Genomic DNA, 18568 nt, shown 5'->3' on the forward strand with positions numbered 1-18568 from the left:
ATAACAAGGCGCGTTGTGCCTACCCTTTAAGACGCTGAGCGATCTTTTCGCGGCCGATGAGGAAGCTCAACGCTCCCATATCCGGACCGTGATCCATCCCGGTCAATGCCTGGCGCAGCGGCATGAACAACGCCTTGCCCTTGGCGCCTGTAGCTTCCTTAATGGCCCCCGACCAGGCTTGCCAGCTATCGCGACCATAGTCGTCCGGCAGCAGTTCCAAAGCCTTGGCGGCGAAAGCCGGATCTTCGATACGCGGCGTAATGTCGCCTGAAATGATCTGCGCCCACGCCTTGACCTCGGCGAAGCGGTGCAGATTCATCTTGACCGTATCCCAGAACAGCTCACCCAGATCGGCATCGATCTTCGCCAACCTGGGCTTGGCATCGGCGTAGCTCATAGCTTGCAGAACGCCTGCATTCAGCCGCATCAGGTCATCGAAATCATAACGCGCGGGAGCCCGCCCCATCTTGCCAAAATCCTGCCCATCGGCCAGTGCGACGAGCGACGGCGCGGCTTCCAGCGGATCCGACGTGCCGATCTTGGCGAGGTGAGACGTGATCGCCAGCGGCTCAAGACCATCCTCACGCATCTGGGAAATCGACATCGAGCCGAGACGCTTGGACAGCCCCTCTCCGTCCGCGCCGACCAGCAACGGCATGTGCGCGAAGACGGGCAATCCGACCGGGAAAAGGCCTTGCAAGGCTTCGAAGATTTCGAGCTGCGTGCCGGTATTGGCGACGTGATCCTCGCCGCGGATAACGTGCGTGATCTTCATGTCCATGTCATCGACAACCGACGGCAGCGTGTAGAGGAAGGCGCCGTCTTCGCGAATCAGGACCGGGTCGGACATAGAGGTCGTATCGACTTCACAATGGCCCCGCACCAGGTCTTCCCAGGACACGCGCTTGCCATCGAGCTTGAAGCGCCAATGCGGTTTGCGGCCTTCTGCCTCAAAGGCGGCCTTTTCCGCATCGGTCAGGGCCAGGCCTGCCCGGTCATATACCGGCGGCAAACCACGCGACAATTGCACCTTGCGGCGGCGATCGAGTTCTTCGGCGGTTTCATAACAGGCATAGAGGCGTCCCGCTGCCTTTAGGGCATCGGCGGCGGTCTGATAGATATCGAACCGCTTCGACTGATTGTAGCGTTCCTGCCATTCGAGGCCGAGCCATTTCAGGTCCGTTTCGATCAGGTCTTCGTTTTCCTTGGTCGAGCGCTCCAGGTCCGTATCGTCGATACGCAGCACGAAAACGCCCTGGTTCTTGTGCGCGAACAGCCAATTGATAAGTGCAGCACGGACATTGCCTGCATGAATGCGGCCGGTGGGCGAAGGCGCAAAGCGAACCTTGACGGTCATAATGGGTCTCAATCTGTAAAACGGAGACCTCCCATACGCCTCCGCACCCGATTTGAAAAGGCCTGCGACAGGGTAAACGGCCACTTAGGGACCATGACGCTTGGGTCAATCTTTTATGACATCAAGCGCTGGTTAATGTCTTGAACCTAGGTGTCTGCGTAGAACGCGAAAATTGCGTTTCAGTATACCGCTCACAAGTCAGGCGTAGTTTATGCAAAAAACCGTTCCGTGCATTGCCGATATTACCGACCGCATCGATCCGTTTCCGCCCGACTGCCAAAATTCCACACTCTACGAAGCCTTTCGCGACGACACAGAGCTGATGGTCGCTGCCATCGTCGATCAGGACGGCGGCGTGCTGGGCCTGATAGAACGCCACGCATTTAACCTGACTATGGCCGCGGAATATGGCCGCGCGCTGTACGGCAACAAGCCGGTTACCACCATGATGGACAGTTCACCCCTTATGGTCGATATCGCTACCCCTTTGCATGACTTCACGCACAAAACCTTGAGCGAACGTCCGTCGGAACTGATGCGCGGCTTCATCGCGACCTCCGACGGCCGCTATGCCGGCGTCGGCACGTCGCTGTCCGTGCTCAAAGCCATCAGTGGGGACCTCCAGCGGTCACTTGTCCGCCAAAGAGAGATGACAAGCGACCTCATCCGGCTCAGCAGCGAAAGCCAACGTCACCAGACCTTCCTGAACATGGTGATACAGAATATCCCGGCCATGGTGCTGGTCAAGGACGCTGCCGATCAACGGATTATTCTTATCAACGAAGCCGGTGAAGACATGCTGAGTGTCACGCAGGAGGCCGTTGTTGGGCGCCAGAGCAGCGAGATCATGTCGGCCGAACGCGCCGCCCTTTACAACAGTTACGACCAGGTCGCCTTGCAAACTCAGGGTACGGTCATGCTGAAGGAAGAGCAGATCACGGATTCCCAGGGACGCTCACGCACGATTCAGCTCAAGAAGACCGTACTGCGCGGACCGTCCGGAGAGGCCGACAGCATCCTGACGTTGGGGATTGATCTCACTGAGCAAAAACAGGCGGAAGCCCGTATTGCCCACCTGGCCCATTTCGATCCGCTGACCGGCCTGGCCAACCGCGCCCTGTTCGCCAAGGATATGGATGCCTCCCTTAGCCGCGTTCAGCGCCTGGGTCATAAGCTCGCTTTGTTATGCCTGGATCTCGATCGGTTCAAGGCCGTGAATGACTCTTATGGCCATGTCATGGGCGACCATCTCCTGATCGAGGTGGCCGAGCGGTTGCGCGGCTGTGTGCGCAAGAGCGACGTCATCGCCCGCATGGGCGGGGACGAATTTGCGATCATCCAGGACATTGAAGGGCTTGAAGACACACAGTGCCTAGCCAAGCGCATCGTCGAGGCCATGAAGCAGCCGATGGTTATAGAGGGCGTCCATCTCGAGATCGGCGTCAGTATCGGCATCGCCTTGGCGCCGGTAGACGGCATGGACACCAAGAACCTTTTGTCGCGCGCTGATCTGGCCATGTACAGCGCCAAGGCGGCGGGCCGCAACGATTGGCGCCTGTATAGCTCGGAAATGGATGCGCAACTTCAAGGCCGGATCGAAATGGAGCAGGATCTGAAAAGCGCTCTGAGCGAAGGACAATTCCAGCTATACTACCAGCCGCTGCTCAACTTGAATGACAACGAGATTGTGTCTTTCGAGGCGCTTATCCGTTGGCGCCATCCCGTAAAGGGCATGGTCTCGCCGGCAGAGTTCATTCCGCTGGCCGAAGAATGCGGCCTGATAGGTCAGATCGGGGAATGGGTGCTCGAAGACGCAACCCGAACTGCGGCGCAATGGCCGCAGAATTGGCGTGTGGCGGTCAACATCTCGCCCCTGCAATTCCGCCACAAGTCGCTGGTCAATCTGGTCAATCGGGCACTGGCGACATCGGGCCTGCCGCCTGCACGGCTGGAACTGGAAATTACAGAAAGTGTCATTCTGGAAGATGAAACTCACAATCTAGGCATTCTTAACGACATCCGCGCCTTGGGCGTCCGCATCGCAATGGACGATTTCGGCACCGGGTACTCATCCCTGAGCTACCTGCGCACCTTCCCTTTCGACAAAATCAAGATTGACCAATCCTTTGTCAGGGACCTGCCGCATGACAAGAATGCCTTGTCCATCGTTCGTGCCATTACCGAGATGGCGCAGTCGCTCGGCGTGTTGATCACTGCCGAAGGCGTCGAAACCCTGGAACAAATGGACGCCTTGAGACAATTAAATTGCGAAGAAGCGCAAGGCTACCTGATCGGTCGCCCAGCGCCGGATATATCCGCCTATTGCCAGACGGAAAAGCGTTACGGCACCTAAGAATACAGACAGCAAAAAAGCGCCGGGTACGCCGGCGCTTTGACTTTAGTCGTCCCTGTGAACGCGTTCGGACCGTTCATGACGTTCCTGAGCCTCTATGGATAGCGTCGCCGTTGGACGCGCTTCAAGGCGCCCCAGACCGATCGGCTCGCCCGTTTCTTCGCAATAGCCGTATGATCCGTCGTCTATGCGTTGCAGGGCTTCATCGATCTTGCTGATCAGCTTGCGCTGGCGATCGCGGGTCCGCAGTTCGAGCGCGCGATCGGATTCGGAGGAGGCCCGGTCAACCAGATCCGGATGGTTCTCCGTCTCTTTCTGCATGATGTTGACGGTTTCCTTTGCGCCCTTAAGGATTTCATCCTTCCAGGCGTTCAGCTTGCCGCGAAAATAGTTTAGCTGGCGCGCGTTCATATATTCTTCGTCGTCGCTGGGACGATATTGATCCGGCACTTGTACTTCAGACATGCGTTATTACACCCCTCGTGGACGACGCTAGATCCGGATGTCCCAACGCAGTACGCGCCGGACGTCCAGTCACTCAACAGCAAAAATGATACCAGTCGCGAACAGCCCCTGCCCGCCGTCAGGACGACGCGATTGCGCGGCTTATAGTGCGCAATGATTAACCTGTGAAGCGATATTCCACGGGTCGCGGCACGAAATTAGGGCGCTTATGAAACCTACATCAGCCGACGCTTGGCCAGTTCGACACAGGCCCGGGTTTCGATTTCATTCAGAACGCCTTGAAGGCGGTCGTCCTCTATCTCTTCGCGATGCTCCGCGATACGAGCCTGAAGGCGCAACAGCGCTTCGTCATCGATGTCGCCGGACAGGACGCTGACCTTTAGGTCGTCAAGCGCATCGAGAATGTCCTGGGATCGCTTGACCTGGCGGCGGCGGCGGCCGGTCAGTACATCTTCTTCCCCTTGCAGGGCCATCAAAGCGTCGATTCCCATCATTCCGAACGCGGCCGATGCTTGTGCGGGCGCCGCCGACTTCGATGCGCTTTCGCTGCTCGACAGTGAAAATCCCGATATGCTTTTCTTTACATTTCCGGCCGGGGTGCTGATGGGCGCACCAGTCGCCGAATTGATCCTGAACGTCATGCTTGACCTTTGGGGGAAACCCCATACCCTATTGAATTCTACAGAAGCTGTCGTTCAGTTTCTTCTCGTTCGCCGGCACCTTACAACAGCCCGGTGACAACCGGCTTTTGCCAGCGGTAACGACAGGGTCATTATTGCCGCCCACGGGTAAGCGAAGCCTTAACGTCCCGGCATAATTTTCCCGTTGACACCCCAACCCCAATTAACCAAGACCAACCAATTGATTTATATCATAAATATTTGCTGCGATTCGTGGCACATATTTCGCAAACAGATGGTCAGTTATGGTTAATGGGTGAACCGATGCTGATCAATGGACTGAAAGCGGCTTTGTGCGCAACCGGGCTTGTCGCCGTCATGATGTGCGGCCATGCCAATGCCGGATCGCGCATCAAGGACATTGTCGATGTCGAAGGCGTGCGCGGCAACCAATTAGTCGGTTACGGCATCGTCGTGGGCCTGCCCGGCACAGGCGATACGGTCCGCAACTCTCCCATGTTAAAGCAGAGCCTTGAGGCCATGATGGAGCGCATGGGCGTAAATGTCCGCGACGCCCAGCTCAACACCAAAAATGCCGCCGCCGTCATGGTGACGGCGGAACTCCCCGCCTTCTCGGCGGCCGGCTCACGTCTCGACGTCACCGTCTCGGCTATGGGTGACGCCAAAAGTCTTCTGGGCGGCACACTGCTTGTCACGCCGCTGCTTGGCGCCGATGGCGAAGCCTACGCAGTGGCGCAAGGCTCAGTTCAGACCGGTTCAGTGTCAGCGGGAGGCGCATCGGGATCGTCGGTCAGCAAAGGCGTACCTACCGCGGGTCGCATCGCCTCCGGTGGCACGATCGAACGCGAGACGAATTTCAATTTCAATGCCATGCCGTTTCTGCGCCTGACACTGCACAATCCAGACTTCGCCACGTCGCGCCGCATCGCCGACGCCATCGTCAAGCAATATCCCGGCACGGCCATTGCCGAAAATCCATCTATCGTAGCCATAAAGCCGCCCGCCGGCATGACCATGATGGACTTCGTCACCCTTGTCGAACCGATGAGCGTAGATGTCGACACGCCGGCTAAGGTGGTTATCGATGAAGTCAACGGCGTCATTGTCATTGGCGACAATGTCCGGCTCAGCCGTGTCGCCATCGCTCAGGGTAATCTGACGATACGTGTCGATGAACGCCCCGATATCAGCCAGCCCGCTCCGTTCAGCCAGGGACAGACAGCTGCCGTCCCGTCGTCCACGGTCAACGTCGACGAAGAAAAGGGCAAAAAGCTGATTCAATTGGGTGGCGGTTCCACACTGTCCGATCTGGTTGCCGGCCTCAACGCGCTAGGCGTGACTCCGCGCGACATGATCGCCATTCTTCAGTCCATAAAAGCTGCTGGCGCCCTTCAGGCCGATATTGAAGTCATGTAACGGGAGATAATGTCATGGATAGCGCTTCCCTTCTCACCCTTCAGGCCGCACAGTCGCAGGTTCAGACGCAACAGCAGGCCAAGATGACGACCGCCAAAGGATCAAACGCCAAGTTGGGCCTGGACTTCGAAACCATGTGCCTATCCAACCTTTTGGGGCCGATGTTCGAAGGCCTCAAGACCGACGGTCCCTTCGGCGGCGGTCAGGGCGAAGAAGCTATGAGATCGTTTTATGTCGGCGCCATGGCCAAGCAAATGGCCCTGCGCGGCGGTGTCGGCATCTCGCACATGATGCAGGCGCAATTGATTAAGATGCAGGAAATGGGAGTCGCCTGATATGGCCTTATCCGCCGCCAACGCTTCCGACCGCGCCGCACAGATGCTGGCCCTGACCATTCGCCTCGGTGAGCGCTTGGTTCATGAAACCGAATGCCTGGAAGCGCATCGTCCGCAGGACATGTACGACGGCATAGAGGAAACCCGCAACCTGTCGAACCTCTACCGCCACGAAACCATGCGCATCAAGGCCGACCCGACCTTGCTGGAAGGCCTGCCCCCGACTGAAAAAACGAAGCTGCGCGAAGCCACCGAAGTGTTCCAGGCACGTTTGCGACGCTATGAGCTTGCTGTTACCGCCGCCAAGACAGTCACCGAAGGCATTATCAGCGCCATTGCCGAGGACCTGAGCAGTCGCCGTACACAAAACGCTACGTATGGCGCCAAGGGCAAGGCGGTCGACAGCGGCCCCCAGTCGCTGAACTACGGCAAAAAGGCCTAAGTTTTTTTTCGAAAGGGCAAGGCGGCTTATGCCATGCGGCGAGCATGCACCGCCTCTGAGCACACAACACGAGTCGATTCCCCTTGAGTAACTCATGTTGTATTAGTTGTTGCTTTCACCTTTGGGGTCTGCCGTCCCACCGCCATTTCCCATAATTCTCTGGTCGTGTTCGTTGAAATAGGCCCCCTTCTTAGGCTCATCGTCCATGTGGCGATCGTTCGGCGTTGGGGCGCGGTTGACGCGTTGCCAATATTCCGCATTTCCGGGCGAGCTCTTGTAGCGCAGCCGGGTATCTTTTTCGCGGACCGCCGCTTGTAGGTCGGCGTCGGGACGCGGGCCGAGCGGTGGCTGATGCGCAAGATCCGTCATATTGCAATCGGCCGGAATAGGTTTACCCGCCTGGCGGGTGGCTTCACAATACCCGTGGTTCTGCAAAGCCTGGCTGACCTGCCCGCGCCCCCCCTTGAGCACGCCTGTTCCTGAGGGCAGCCCGGCTGGCGCCCCCATGCTGCCCAGGCGACCGCCCGCTGACGGAGCAGCCACCAGCCCGGATGGCTTAACCGCCTGCAAGGCTGGCAGACTGACATTTGCGGCGTCGTGCAGATTTAGGTCTGACATCCGCGTCACGGCGTCCTCATGCTTAGCACTCACTTCGTCCTGCGTTTTCTTCTTTACCCGTCCGGGGATGCGAGCGGGGGCCGGTACATCGGGGACGACTGCCGGTGCCGCGACAACCAAAGGCTTTTCCTGAGGAATGTTAAGGGTGATCGACGGCGCGACCGGCTGGGGCACGGGCTGAGGCGGAGCGGCCTCGGCTGCCTGGGTTTGGGGTGTCTGGGTTTGAGGCGTCTGGGTCTGCTTAGGTATGTCGCGCGGCGCATCCCGTTGCATCGGTTGTGGAACGTCGCGGGGTTGCGGCACCACCTCGCGCGGCATGACGACCGGCTGGACCTTGGGTTCAGGCGGCGGTTGCGCCTGCCACAACTCGACAAGGACCGGCGGCGGCTCCTCCATATCATGATCCAGTTGCCACGCCTTCGGATGCGTAAGGATCAGGCTCCACAGCACAAGCCCGTGCATGACAAGTACGACCGCCGTTGTTCCGACAAGCCGCGTCCGACGCGTCGTCCTGGCGGTCAGCCGGGCGGCCAACCCCTCAAGGCCGCCGCCAACGCGGTCCCGCAAGCGGATTATATTGGCGTACATTCAGCCTTGCCCTCTTTCGTGTCGCCCTGCGGTCTCAACCATCACGGTAGATTCAGGCGGTACTTTGTTCTCTTTGTGGGCGGGTGTCAAAAAACCATCAAATCACGGTGCTGACATTTCCTGCCGGCCCGACCGTCTATGTCAAAATCTGATAGGAAATGGAGTGGCGATTGACAAATGTTGCCAAATTGTTCTTGCGGACCTCTGGCAAATCCAGCAAGACAGGCTATATACTCCCCGTGTTTGAAGATGAGGATATGCGCGTATGGTGAAGCATCAGATCGACCAGGATTTCATCAAGGTGCGGGGCGCGCGCGAGCATAACCTCAAAGGTGTCGATGTCGATATTCCGCGGGGCGAACTGGTCGTGCTGACCGGCTTGTCCGGGTCGGGCAAATCCTCCCTGGCTTTTGACACCATCTATGCCGAAGGGCAGCGTCGCTATGTCGAATCCCTGTCGGCCTATGCGCGTCAGTTTTTGGAACTGATGTCCAAGCCGGATGTCGACCTCATCGAAGGCCTGTCGCCAGCCATTTCGATCGAACAGAAGACAACCTCGAAAAATCCGCGTTCGACGGTCGGCACCGTCACCGAAATTCACGACTACATGCGCCTGCTGTGGGCGCGGGTGGGCGTTCCCTACTCTCCGGCCACCGGCCTGCCGATCGAAAGTCAGACCGTGTCTCAGATGGTCGACAAAATCGTGGCCTTGCCCGAAGGGACGCGCCTGCTGCTGCTGGCGCCCTTCGTGCGTGGCCGCAAGGGCGAGTACAAAAAGGAAATCGCCGACCTGCAACGCCAGGGCTTTCAGCGCCTGAAGATAAACGGCGAATACTATCCCATTGAAGATGCGCCGAAACTGGACAAGAAGTTCAAGCATGACATCGACGTTGTCATTGACCGCGTGGTGGTGAAACCCGGCATCATGGCGCGCCTCGCCGACAGTCTGGAAACCGCCCTGCGCCTCGCCGACGGCCTGGCAATCGCCGAACATGCCGATCTGGCAGACGGGGAAACCGAACCGCGCCGCATCATTTTTTCCGAGAAATTTGCCTGTCCGGTCTCGGGCTTCACGATTACCGAAATCGAGCCGCGCCTGTTTTCCTTCAACAACCCCTTCGGCGCCTGTCCGACCTGCGATGGTCTCGGGGTCAAGCTCTCGTTCGATCAGGATCTGGTCGTCGCCGATCCGAAGCTGTCACTGACCGATGGCGCCATCGCCCCGTGGTCGAAAGGGCCGTCGCCACTCTACAGCCAAACCCTTCAGGCCCTGGGCCTGCATTACGGGTTCAAGATGGACACGGCCTGGAACAAGCTCAGCGATCAGGTCCGAAACGTCATCCTGCATGGGTCGGGTGGCGACAAGATCAAGTTCACCTATGAGGACGGATCACGCCGCTACGACGTCACCAAGGTCTTCGAAGGCGTCATACCGAACATGGATCGCCGCTGGCGCGAAACCGATTCGTCCTGGGTGCGTGAGGACCTCGCGCGCTACCAGTCGGAAACACCGTGCGAAGCGTGTCACGGTAAACGCCTCAAGCCCGAAGCCCTGGCCGTCAAGATCGACGCTAAGGACATTGCCGAAATTTCAAACCTGTCTATCCGCAAGGCACACGACTGGTTTGGCGGTCTGGAAGATAAGCTGAGCGAAAAGCAGATGGATATCGCACGGCGAATCCTGAAGGAAATCAAGGACCGCCTGCGTTTTCTTAATGACGTGGGTTTGGACTATCTCAACCTGTCGCGTAACTCTGGCACCTTGTCGGGCGGCGAAAGCCAGCGTATCCGGCTAGCCTCCCAGATTGGTTCCGGCCTCACCGGCGTCCTGTACGTACTGGATGAACCGTCCATCGGATTGCACCAGCGTGACAATGACCGCCTGCTTATCTCGCTGAAAGGCCTGCGCGATCTTGGCAATTCGGTTCTGGTGGTCGAGCACGACGAAGACGCCATTCTTCAGGCCGACTACGTCATCGATATGGGACCCGCCGCTGGTATTCATGGTGGCGAAATCATCGCCCAAGGCCCGCCGGCCGCCATCAAGGCCAATCCCAACTCGCTGACCGGCCAGTACCTGACCGGCAAGCGCGAAATTCCGCTATTCTATTCCAAGGACACCGACGAAGAGCGTCGTCCCATCAACAAAAAGAAGATGTTGAAGGTTATCGGCGCCCGCGGCAACAACCTGAAAAACGTCACCGGCGAAATTCCGGTCGGCGTCATGACCTGTATCACCGGCGTGTCCGGCGGCGGCAAGTCCACTTTTACGTTGGAGACCCTGTACAAGGCCGCCGCCCGACGCCTCAACAACGCCTCGGCACACCCCGCGCCCCATGACAAGATTGAAGGCCTGGAACACTTCGACAAAATTGTCGAGATAGACCAGAGCCCTATCGGTCGCACGCCGCGTTCCAATCCTGCGACCTATACCGGCGCGTTCGGACCGATTCGCGACTGGTATTGCAGCCTGCCGGAATCCAAGGCGCGCGGGTACGGTCCCGGCCGTTTTTCCTTCAACGTCAAGGGCGGGCGTTGCGAAGCCTGTCAGGGCGACGGTGTCATCAAGATCGAAATGCACTTCCTGCCGGATGTCTACGTCACGTGCGACGTGTGCAAGGGCAAGCGCTATAACCGGGAGACCCTGGAAATCGTCTTCAAGGGATATTCCATCGCGGATGTACTCGACATGACCGTGGAAGAAGGCGCCGAAGTGTTCAAGGCCGTACCGACCATTCGCGACAAGCTGAAAACCCTTGAGCGCGTCGGCCTTGGCTATATCAAGATCGGCCAGCAGGCGACCACCTTGTCTGGCGGTGAGGCCCAGCGCGTCAAGCTATCCAAGGAGTTGTCGAAGCGCGCCACCGGCAAGACGCTATACATACTGGATGAACCAACGACCGGCCTGCATTTCGAGGATACGCGCAAGCTGCTGGAAGTGCTGCATGAACTGACCGATCATGGCAATACGACCGTTGTCATCGAACACAATCTTGATGTCATCAAGACGGCCGACTGGTTGCTCGACTTTGGACCGGAAGGCGGCGATGGCGGCGGCGAGATCGTGGCCAGCGGCACGCCGGAACAGGTGGCGGAAAATCCCAAAAGCTGGACAGGCAAGTATCTTAAGGACATGCTGGCCAAGCATCGGAAGCGGCACCTGGAACCGGCGGAGTAGTTTCGCCTGAATGGCGAAAGGCGCTTAATCTCCGTTAACCATTTTCGGCGAAGGTGGCGACATGACCTTCATGACTCGCCCCTCTCCCGGATGGTCCCGGCGCGCCGCTGCGACCAGCCTTATGGTTCTATCGCTGGCAGCCTGCTCAAAAAAAGCGGACGAACATGCGCCGGAAGCCGCCCACGGCGCGCCTGCGGCGCACGGAGGTGGGGCGGTCCAGCATTGGACCTATGATGGCGAGACCGGCCCGCAACACTGGGCAGAGATGGGTGGCGACAATACGGTTTGTGCCACGGGCCAGCGTCAGTCCCCAATCGACATTTCCGGACCGCCACGCAACCTGTCATCACGCCTGGTCATGCAGTACAAATCGTCGCTGGCCACGATCCAGAATAATGGTCACACGATCGTGGTGACCCCGAGCGACGGCGGTGGCATAGTGCTTGATGGCGTGATGTACACGCTCAAGCAGTTTCACTTTCATTCTCCAAGCGAGCACGCCATCAATGGACGCTCTACGGCTTTGGAAACACATTTCGTACACCAGAACGCAAAGGGCGAATACCTGATCATCGCTGTTCTGTCCGATATCGGTAACGCCGATCCTGTACTGGGCTCCTTATGGACATACCTGCCCACCGATCCCGGCAAGCCTATTCCGCTGCCGGATCTACTGGTGAATGCTCAGGATCATATGCCCGGCACAGAGGATTTCTATGTCTATTCTGGGTCTTTGACGACGCCGCCCTGCACCGAGGCCGCGACATGGATGGTCTATTCCTCTCCGCTTACCGTCAGTTCGGAACAGGCCGATGCCTTCCAGCGCATCATTGGGCCGAATGCGAGGCCGCTACAACCACGTCACGACCGCGATATCCTTCACCTGTCGGGAAGCTAGATATGAGCGTGGAAGCGCCGCGCATTATTCAGTTTGTATTCTACAAAACGGAAGCTTACGACAATTATCTGATCCAGTCAGATAAGGTGCCTAGCTGACCTTTTGCTCTGTTTTTAAGGTTTCGCCTTTTTCTCGCAGCACCCTATAGGCGGCGACCGGTGCCCCTAAGGTGATGGCTGCCATGAGCGGCGTCACGATTCCGAAGGTCAAGAACAGCAGGATAATCGAGTGCGGGACCAGGAAGGCGCTCATATTGCTCATGTCGGGTGGCACAATATCCCCCGTCACCTTCAGGCCCAGGCTCAGCACCTGGATCGCCTCAATAACCTTGTCGCACAAAAACTGCACGACAAGCGCGAGCGCGCCAGCCGTCGCGTAACCGGTAAATAAAGACCAGAAACGTTCACGGGTCAGGTTGAAACTGCCGAACAGATTAAAACGGCCGGTATCGAAGGTTTGCGGACCGTTCAACGATAGGCGTATCCCTAGCCAGACGGCTATCCCTCCTGCGACCAAGAAGCCCAGCGTCGTCATGCCTTGCGCCACCTGTGCATTACCCGACACCGCCACGATTTGGCCGAGCAGTCCGCCGGTCAGCAGAACACCGATAAGGCCTAACGCCATTACCGACCGCAGGGCAATCATGCGAATTTCAGGAAGTCCGAAGGACAGGAAACCCAGCCGATCGTCCGTTTCCCCCAGAGAGGCGCGACAAATGGCACAGGCCAGAACCGAAGACATCAATATATATACCGGCACGCACATAATCATGGCCGGCATGATTATCTGCAACTGCGCTTCGATGGCGACCGGATCGAACGTACCGGTCGCGGACGCATCGGTCATCAACTGGCCGAAACGAGTAATGGCCGGACCGGCCATCTGCACGAGGATGAGCGATATAACGCCATGCCCAAAGAGGGTTATGGCGCCCCATAACGCAATCAACTTGGGCCGCTGGCGTATCAGCCGAAAGCCTTCGAAGGCGAAATCGAATGTCAGGTTCATGCACGGGTTCCGGCCACCCGCACGTTTACGGGCCGTCTATCTAAACCTGTTAGTCACGATCTGCCTATAGGCCGACGCGAAAAATCCGACAATCAGCGGCAAAAGCACCAACACGTTGAGCCCAATCAGGACGAAATGCACGATGCGGCGACCATAGAACGGCCCAAATGTCGCAAGCATTGTCACCAACACGAATGGCGCAACGATAATAGCTATGCCAATAGTCAGCTTACCCACATTCCCGCTTGTCAGACCTAGGGCATTAAGCGTCACCAAACGGCGCTGACCGATATTGGCCGCCGATGCCAACGAGAATTTTACAGCGACGAAAATCAGAAACAGACTGGCTGCGATCAGGTAGAGTATAAATACGACATCGGCGCCGGCATGGCGGTGAACAATCGCCTGAACAGCGGCCAAAGAACTACCATACCCCTGCGCCAAGCCGGACAGGCTAAGCGCGATGGCAAAAACGATGAACACCGTCACTGCGATCATGACAAAGAACACCGCAATAGCCAGAGACGCCAGGAAAAGGCGGCGTTCGGGACGACCGATCTGCACGCCGCCAAACCCTAGCCCCTCATCTTTCGCCGACGGTCCGAACAGAGCGATGCGATATAGCGATCCATGTGCCACGTATTTGAGTACCAAAATCACCGCGATCAATGCGACACAGGCCAAGGGCGACGAAGGAAGATGATGCATTGTCAGCCAAGCCCCACCAACAACGGCAAACAGGAGCCCGAGCGCCAACCAGGCACCACTCCAGGCCCGAGGCAGAAAGCCAGCCGAGTCCCTTAGGGCCTTCGTCACCGAAAACGCCGATTTCACGCTCATTATACCCCCGCCTAAGGCCCGCGATCGCATTTCAGGCCAAACGTGATTTAGAAACAAATCCATTCGCTTTAAAAGCATATTTCGTTAACCTTATCACATTTCCATGACGAACTTGCTATCAGGTCACAGTTGCGCCTCCAGATTCGATGACGTCATTCGCGTCTTCCCATCGCTGTCCGCTTGGGATAGAGCCACGCCATGACATATTCATCTTCCCTCACCGCCTCCCCGTCTCCCGTTCACGTCATCGGCGGCGGCCTCGCCGGCTCCGAAGCCACGTGGCAACTCGTCTGCGCCGGCGTTCCGGTCATCCTCCACGAAATGCGTGGTGTGCGCAAAACCGACGCGCACCAGACCGACGGGCTGGCCGAACTGGTGTGTTCCAATTCGTTCCGCTCGGACGACTGGCAATTCAATGCCGTAGGCCTTTTGCACGAAGAAATGCGCCGCGCAGGCTCGCTGATCCTGGCCTGCGCTGACAAGCACCAGGTGCCCGCAGGCGGCGCGCTGGCCGTTGATCGCGACGGCTTTTCCCAGGCTGTGACCGATACCTTGGCCAATCACCCCCTGGTGACCATCGTGCGTGAGGAAGTGACGAGCCTGGCCGATACAAACTGGCCCAATGTCGTGGTGGCGACAGGCCCGCTGACATCCGAAGCCTTGTCCCAGTTCGTGCTCGATGTGTCCGGCGAAGGGCAATTGTCCTTCTTCGACGCCATTGCGCCGATTATTCATGCCGAAAGCATCGACATGAGCAAGGCCTGGAAGCAGTCGCGCTACGACAAGGAAGGCCCCGGCGGCGACGCGGCGGCCTATATCAACTGCCCGATGGACAAGGACCAATACGAAGCCTTTATCGATGCTCTGCTCGACGGACCAAAGGCCGAGTTCAAGGATTGGGAGCATGTCCCCTATTTCGACGGCTGCCTCCCTATCGAAGTGATGGCGGAACGTGGTCGTGAAACCCTGCGTTACGGCCCGATGAAACCGGTCGGCCTGACCAACCCGCACAATCCGACCGTCAAGGCGCACGCCATTATACAGTTACGCCAGGACAACGCCCTGGGCACCCTCTATAACATGGTCGGTTTCCAGACGAAGCTGAAGCATGGTGCCCAGGCCGACGTGTTCCGTATGATCCCGGGGCTGGAAAATGCCCAGTTCGCGCGCCTTGGCGGTCTGCACCGCAACACCTTCATCCAGTCGCCGAAAATCCTCGACCGTCAGTTGAAGTTGAAGGCGATGTCTCCTGACAAATCCGTCCGTTTCGCCGGTCAGATTACGGGCGTCGAAGGCTATGTCGAAAGCGCCGCCATAGGCCTTTTGGCCGGCCGGTTCGCCGCGGCGCAGGCCCTGAGTCAGGTGCTGGACGCCCCGCCGGAAACGACGGCATTGGGCGCCTTGCTCAATCACATTACGGTCGGTCACCTCGAAGGCGGCGCTTTCCAGCCCATGAATATCAATTACGGGCTGTTACCGCCGCTGGATGCGCCGAAGGTCGATGAAGAGGGCAAGAAGATCCCATTGAAGGAGCGCGGCCGGGCAAAAAAACGCCTGATGTCACTGCGCGCCCTGAACGATCTGTCGGCTTGGCTAAATATGGCCAAAATTCCAACCTAAAATCGGCCATCCGGGATGTGTATGTGTGTGGGGATACCCGTTTGCGTATTTTGAAACTCCTGCCGTTAGCCCTGTTGGCAATTGTCGCGGGTTGCGCGACGGCGCCAACCAAGGAAACGGTGTACGTGCCGGTGATCGCACCGACGCCGCCCAGTTCATTGACGCCACAGCCGATCATGCTGTTCAACCAGCTCAAAAACGGCCGTAAGCTCTTCACGCTCAATGCGGAATTTCCGTACTGTGATCCGGGGACCGGCCGCGTGATTGTGGTGCCCAAATGGTATGTCACCGATTTCGCCAGCGTGCCATGGTACGGCCAAAGCTTCATCGATCCGCAAGGACCAACCGCGCGCGCGGCCATCGTTCACGATTGGCTTTACACCATAGGTGAACCGGGCAAGCGCGAAGAAGCCGATGCTATTTTTTACCGGGCAATGATCAAGTACGGCGTACCGGAATATCAGGCGCGAATTGCCTACAATGCCGTACGAGCCGGCGGCCAGAATGGCTATGGTCTGGCCAGCGACTGGGCCTTCGTCGACCCGACGCGCCAGGACCTGCGTCAACCGGCGCCGTTTGCCAAGCCCAGGACAGGCACGGTGCGTGTCATGCCCAAATGCGTCGGTTTCAACGAGCTGGTTCAAAGCGGCTGGCGCGCCTATCCGGAAAAGCCCACCATCGTCAGCGTACCGCCGCCTGTTATCGAAAAGCCGGATTCGAGCAACTGGATCAGCGACAGTCTATTCAAGAAAAAGAAGAAGACCTGAATGCTGGCCGAGGCGCAGGGGTACTAAATCTTTCCGGTGATAAAGGCCCGTAATAGGCGCACGCGCTTCGACAGCGGCCCCGGGGGACGCCCCTGCCAGTAATCGACTGCCAGAACAGCCGGCAAGGCCAGCGGCATAATGTCCGCCGAAAGTCCGCTCGTCTTCATGGCTTCACGCCGTAGGTGGGCCAGCTCCATATCCCCACCGTCGCTTAAACCTCGGGAGGCCTTGATCTGAGCCATGCCATACAGGCGCGCCACATCCGTAAGATCCGCCGGCTTTCCAAGCACTTCGCATGCCAGGCGCAAAACCGCCCCCTCGCCGCTATCAACCACGCTCAAGGCGTCCGCCACGGTCAATGGCCCTTTATCGAGCAAAGGCATCTGCCCTTCGATCACGTCGTAAAAGGCCTTAGGCGTCAACCTATAGGTCTCGACCAACCGTTTGAGCACCTCGGTGAGCGGATGATAGCGTACGGACCCGCCCTGCTCTATTTCCTCGATCGCCTCATACCACCATCGCAGGCGGATTTCGCCCATCAGCGGATCGGAGACACGCTCAGGAATGTCACGCAAGGTTTCCAGGAAGGCAAACAGCGCCAGTATGTCGGCGCGCTTGTCCGCATCGGCGATAAAGGCACAAGCGAGACGAACGTCCTCGGACTTGGGTACTACTTCTGAGGACGTCACTGTTTATCCAAAAATGGTCTGGTACATGGCCATGGAAGCCAGCATCGGGAGGGAGAGCAGCGTGTTGATGCGCGAGAAAACCATGGCCTTTTTGGCGGCAGCGGCTTTTTGTTCGACGGTAAAACCGTCACGCATGCCCAAAGCGATCTTCTGCGCCGGCCATATCTTGTGCCAGACATTGAAGAACATGATCAGGCCCAGCCACATGCCGACGCCGATGAAGATAAAACCTGAATTGGCGCTGTCATAGCCGAAGACATAACCACTGGCCGACGGCGTTGCAAAGCCGAAGCTCAGGGCCTGGGCGATGTATCCGCGCAGCCAGGCCAGAGCCAGGCCAAACACAACGGTAAACAGAGCCGCATAGCGGAACCAGAACAAGGCTTCCGGCGCAATATATTTGCTAACGGCCGGCTTCAGGTCGGCAGGAATGTCCGGCATGACGCGGATCTGGACGAAGTTGAAGTAGTAGAGCAGTCCGACCCATAAAATGCCGCATAGGACGTGCGCCCAGCGCAGCACCGCCATAAGGAAGATGGTGTCGAACCGGCCCGGCGCGTGCATGCCGAAACCGACAATCACCACCACAGCCAGCAGTAAACTGACGATCATCACATTGCGGAAATTGCCCAGAAAACCAGCCATCGCTTTACCCCTGCTTTAAGCCCGACTCCCACCTTAAGCCAGTTCGTCACCAATGCCAACCAAACGACCGTTTGCAAAGGCCCATCCATAGGACAGCAAAAAGATCATGATGACCAGTTCGAGAATGCGTTGGGACAGACCGCGATATTCAATGCCCGCCGCCAGCCCGGACAATCCTACGGCGCCGACCAGGGCGCAGGCGACACCCAACCGAAAGAGCCACGCGGCCTGGCTGTGGCGGGCAGCGTACCCTGCAAGCAAAGCCCCCACGAGGCCCGCGATATAGCCCGTCCCTCCTATTAGGTCGTGAATGAGTTGAACAGACCCGGCGGCCGTCGGCACGCACCGAAAATTGCAGGGGTAGATCGCGCTGGCGATCAGATCGGTCGCGTACCAGGCGATCAGGCACAGACTGACAGCGGACAGTAGATGTCGGCGCATATCGAACGCAGCGATAAGGCAAAAGGCCGTAATCAGCAGGCCACTCGGCAAAAAGCCCCACCAACTTACGGCGGGGCCTGTCAGAGCACCAGTGGCGCCCAGTTCGCTAATGAATTGCCGGCTTTGGTCATAGCCGGGATAATAGGCGCCGCCAACGCAGATCAGGGCGAGAAAGATGCCTTCCCCCATGATCAACAGACTGAACGCCGCCTTACGCATGAACACACTCTACAATGACGCGGCCTGACAAGCCGCACGCCATTTTGA

At 58.1% G+C, this 18568-nt stretch carries 17 protein-coding genes; 8 read left to right on the forward strand and 9 right to left on the reverse strand.

The window, feature by feature from the left end; all coding sequences use genetic code 11:
* Positions 1 to 19: 19 nt before the first annotated feature.
* The gene (gene gltX, locus AEAC466_RS31725; RefSeq protein ID WP_023457836.1) at positions 20 to 1357 is read right to left on the reverse strand and encodes a glutamate--tRNA ligase; all 1338 of its coding nucleotides are present in this window, start codon (positions 1355 to 1357) and stop codon (positions 20 to 22) included.
* Between the two features lie 211 nt (positions 1358 to 1568).
* Between gltX and AEAC466_RS31730 the strand changes: the two genes are divergently transcribed.
* On the forward strand, positions 1569 to 3710 hold the full coding sequence (locus AEAC466_RS31730) for a putative bifunctional diguanylate cyclase/phosphodiesterase (protein ID WP_023457837.1): 2142 nt from the start codon (positions 1569 to 1571) through the stop codon (positions 3708 to 3710).
* A gap of 45 nt (positions 3711 to 3755) precedes the next feature.
* Here AEAC466_RS31730 and dksA read toward each other — a convergent pair whose 3' ends face one another.
* Both dksA and AEAC466_RS31740 read right to left on the reverse strand, forming a co-directional pair.
* Positions 3756 to 4175 carry an RNA polymerase-binding protein DksA gene (dksA, locus tag AEAC466_RS31735; protein ID WP_023457838.1) on the reverse strand — a complete coding sequence of 140 codons (420 nt, stop codon included), beginning with the start codon at positions 4173 to 4175 and terminating at the stop codon, positions 3756 to 3758.
* Between the two features lie 215 nt (positions 4176 to 4390).
* Positions 4391 to 4816 carry a flagellar assembly protein FliX gene (locus AEAC466_RS31740; protein WP_023457839.1) on the reverse strand — a complete coding sequence of 142 codons (426 nt, stop codon included), beginning with the start codon at positions 4814 to 4816 and terminating at the stop codon, positions 4391 to 4393.
* 303 nt (positions 4817 to 5119) lie between these two features.
* Between AEAC466_RS31740 and AEAC466_RS31745 the strand changes: the two genes are divergently transcribed.
* The 3 genes from AEAC466_RS31745 to AEAC466_RS31755 are packed head-to-tail and all read left to right on the forward strand — an operon-like array spanning position 5120 to position 7009.
* Entirely contained in the window at positions 5120 to 6232 is a 1113-nt protein-coding gene (locus AEAC466_RS31745; RefSeq protein ID WP_155913581.1) for a flagellar basal body P-ring protein FlgI, read from the forward strand.
* Positions 6233 to 6246: 14 nt separating this feature from the next.
* Entirely contained in the window at positions 6247 to 6567 is a 321-nt protein-coding gene (locus tag AEAC466_RS31750) for a rod-binding protein (RefSeq protein ID WP_023457841.1), read from the forward strand.
* Position 6568: 1 nt separating this feature from the next.
* Complete coding sequence (locus tag AEAC466_RS31755; protein ID WP_023457842.1) at positions 6569 to 7009, forward strand: hypothetical protein; 441 nt, start codon at positions 6569 to 6571, stop codon at positions 7007 to 7009.
* Between the two features lie 102 nt (positions 7010 to 7111).
* On the opposite strand, the gene AEAC466_RS31760 is transcribed toward AEAC466_RS31755, so the two are convergent.
* The gene (locus AEAC466_RS31760) at positions 7112 to 8215 is read right to left on the reverse strand and encodes a hypothetical protein (RefSeq protein WP_023457843.1); all 1104 of its coding nucleotides are present in this window, start codon (positions 8213 to 8215) and stop codon (positions 7112 to 7114) included.
* A 265-nt stretch (positions 8216 to 8480) separates the two neighbouring features.
* On the opposite strand from AEAC466_RS31760, the gene uvrA reads away from it, so the two are divergent.
* Together uvrA and AEAC466_RS31770 are read left to right on the forward strand one after the other, a co-directional pair.
* The gene (gene uvrA, locus AEAC466_RS31765) at positions 8481 to 11393 is read left to right on the forward strand and encodes an excinuclease ABC subunit UvrA (protein WP_023457845.1); all 2913 of its coding nucleotides are present in this window, start codon (positions 8481 to 8483) and stop codon (positions 11391 to 11393) included.
* Between the two features lie 61 nt (positions 11394 to 11454).
* Positions 11455 to 12291: a carbonic anhydrase gene (locus AEAC466_RS31770; protein WP_235074236.1), complete on the forward strand. Its 837-nt coding sequence runs from the start codon at positions 11455 to 11457 to the stop codon at positions 12289 to 12291.
* A gap of 90 nt (positions 12292 to 12381) precedes the next feature.
* On the opposite strand, the gene AEAC466_RS31775 is transcribed toward AEAC466_RS31770, so the two are convergent.
* Positions 12382 to 13299: a hypothetical protein gene (locus AEAC466_RS31775; protein WP_023457848.1), complete on the reverse strand. Its 918-nt coding sequence runs from the start codon at positions 13297 to 13299 to the stop codon at positions 12382 to 12384.
* A gap of 36 nt (positions 13300 to 13335) precedes the next feature.
* Positions 13336 to 14139, reverse strand: a complete 804-nt coding sequence (locus AEAC466_RS31780) for a hypothetical protein (protein WP_023457849.1) — start codon at positions 14137 to 14139, stop codon at positions 13336 to 13338.
* 198 nt (positions 14140 to 14337) lie between these two features.
* Here AEAC466_RS31780 and trmFO point away from each other — a divergent pair, with 198 nt between their 5' ends.
* Positions 14338 to 15759, forward strand: coding sequence for a methylenetetrahydrofolate--tRNA-(uracil(54)-C(5))-methyltransferase (FADH(2)-oxidizing) TrmFO (gene trmFO, locus AEAC466_RS31785; RefSeq protein WP_023457850.1), 1422 nt, complete (start codon positions 14338 to 14340; stop codon positions 15757 to 15759).
* Positions 15760 to 15806: 47 nt separating this feature from the next.
* A complete protein-coding gene (locus AEAC466_RS31790; RefSeq protein ID WP_235074247.1) occupies positions 15807 to 16526 on the forward strand; it encodes a DUF1353 domain-containing protein in 720 nt (239 codons plus the stop codon).
* Positions 16527 to 16549: 23 nt separating this feature from the next.
* Here the strand turns inward: AEAC466_RS31790 and AEAC466_RS43715 are convergent, their stop codons facing one another.
* The 3 genes from AEAC466_RS43715 to AEAC466_RS43720 are packed head-to-tail and all read right to left on the reverse strand — an operon-like array spanning position 16550 to position 18520.
* Positions 16550 to 17215, reverse strand: a complete 666-nt coding sequence (locus AEAC466_RS43715; protein ID WP_023457852.1) for a squalene/phytoene synthase family protein — start codon at positions 17213 to 17215, stop codon at positions 16550 to 16552.
* A 3-nt stretch (positions 17216 to 17218) separates the two neighbouring features.
* Positions 17219 to 17860: a hypothetical protein gene (locus tag AEAC466_RS31795; RefSeq protein ID WP_023457853.1), complete on the reverse strand. Its 642-nt coding sequence runs from the start codon at positions 17858 to 17860 to the stop codon at positions 17219 to 17221.
* 33 nt (positions 17861 to 17893) lie between these two features.
* Positions 17894 to 18520, reverse strand: a complete 627-nt coding sequence (locus AEAC466_RS43720; protein ID WP_023457854.1) for a DUF998 domain-containing protein — start codon at positions 18518 to 18520, stop codon at positions 17894 to 17896.
* Between the last annotated feature and the right edge of the window lie 48 nt (positions 18521 to 18568).

The sequence above is a fragment of the Asticcacaulis sp. AC466 genome (genome assembly GCF_000495815.1).
In the GTDB taxonomy this organism is placed as follows: Bacteria; Pseudomonadota; Alphaproteobacteria; order Caulobacterales; family Caulobacteraceae; genus Asticcacaulis.

Excerpts from the sequence above, each read along its gene's own strand:
- AEAC466_RS31795 (WP_023457853.1), bottom strand. The coding sequence starts at position 17,860 with ATGGCTGGTTTTCTGGGCAATTTCCGCAATGTGATGATCGTCAGTTTA.
- AEAC466_RS43720 (WP_023457854.1), bottom strand. The coding sequence starts at position 18,520 with ATGCGTAAGGCGGCGTTCAGTCTGTTGATCATGGGGGAAGGCATCTTT.
- gltX (WP_023457836.1), bottom strand. The coding sequence starts at position 1,357 with ATGACCGTCAAGGTTCGCTTTGCGCCTTCGCCCACCGGCCGCATTCAT.
- AEAC466_RS31750 (WP_023457841.1), top strand. The coding sequence starts at position 6,247 with ATGGATAGCGCTTCCCTTCTCACCCTTCAGGCCGCACAGTCGCAGGTT.
- AEAC466_RS31770 (WP_235074236.1), top strand. The coding sequence starts at position 11,455 with ATGACCTTCATGACTCGCCCCTCTCCCGGATGGTCCCGGCGCGCCGCT.
- AEAC466_RS31745 (WP_155913581.1), top strand. The coding sequence starts at position 5,120 with ATGCTGATCAATGGACTGAAAGCGGCTTTGTGCGCAACCGGGCTTGTC.
- AEAC466_RS31740 (WP_023457839.1), bottom strand. The coding sequence starts at position 4,816 with ATGACGTTCAGGATCAATTCGGCGACTGGTGCGCCCATCAGCACCCCG.
- AEAC466_RS31760 (WP_023457843.1), bottom strand. The coding sequence starts at position 8,215 with ATGTACGCCAATATAATCCGCTTGCGGGACCGCGTTGGCGGCGGCCTT.
- AEAC466_RS31775 (WP_023457848.1), bottom strand. The coding sequence starts at position 13,299 with ATGAACCTGACATTCGATTTCGCCTTCGAAGGCTTTCGGCTGATACGC.
- AEAC466_RS31755 (WP_023457842.1), top strand. The coding sequence starts at position 6,569 with ATGGCCTTATCCGCCGCCAACGCTTCCGACCGCGCCGCACAGATGCTG.
- trmFO (WP_023457850.1), top strand. The coding sequence starts at position 14,338 with ATGACATATTCATCTTCCCTCACCGCCTCCCCGTCTCCCGTTCACGTC.
- AEAC466_RS31780 (WP_023457849.1), bottom strand. The coding sequence starts at position 14,139 with ATGAGCGTGAAATCGGCGTTTTCGGTGACGAAGGCCCTAAGGGACTCG.
- AEAC466_RS31730 (WP_023457837.1), top strand. The coding sequence starts at position 1,569 with ATGCAAAAAACCGTTCCGTGCATTGCCGATATTACCGACCGCATCGAT.
- dksA (WP_023457838.1), bottom strand. The coding sequence starts at position 4,175 with ATGTCTGAAGTACAAGTGCCGGATCAATATCGTCCCAGCGACGACGAA.
- uvrA (WP_023457845.1), top strand. The coding sequence starts at position 8,481 with ATGGTGAAGCATCAGATCGACCAGGATTTCATCAAGGTGCGGGGCGCG.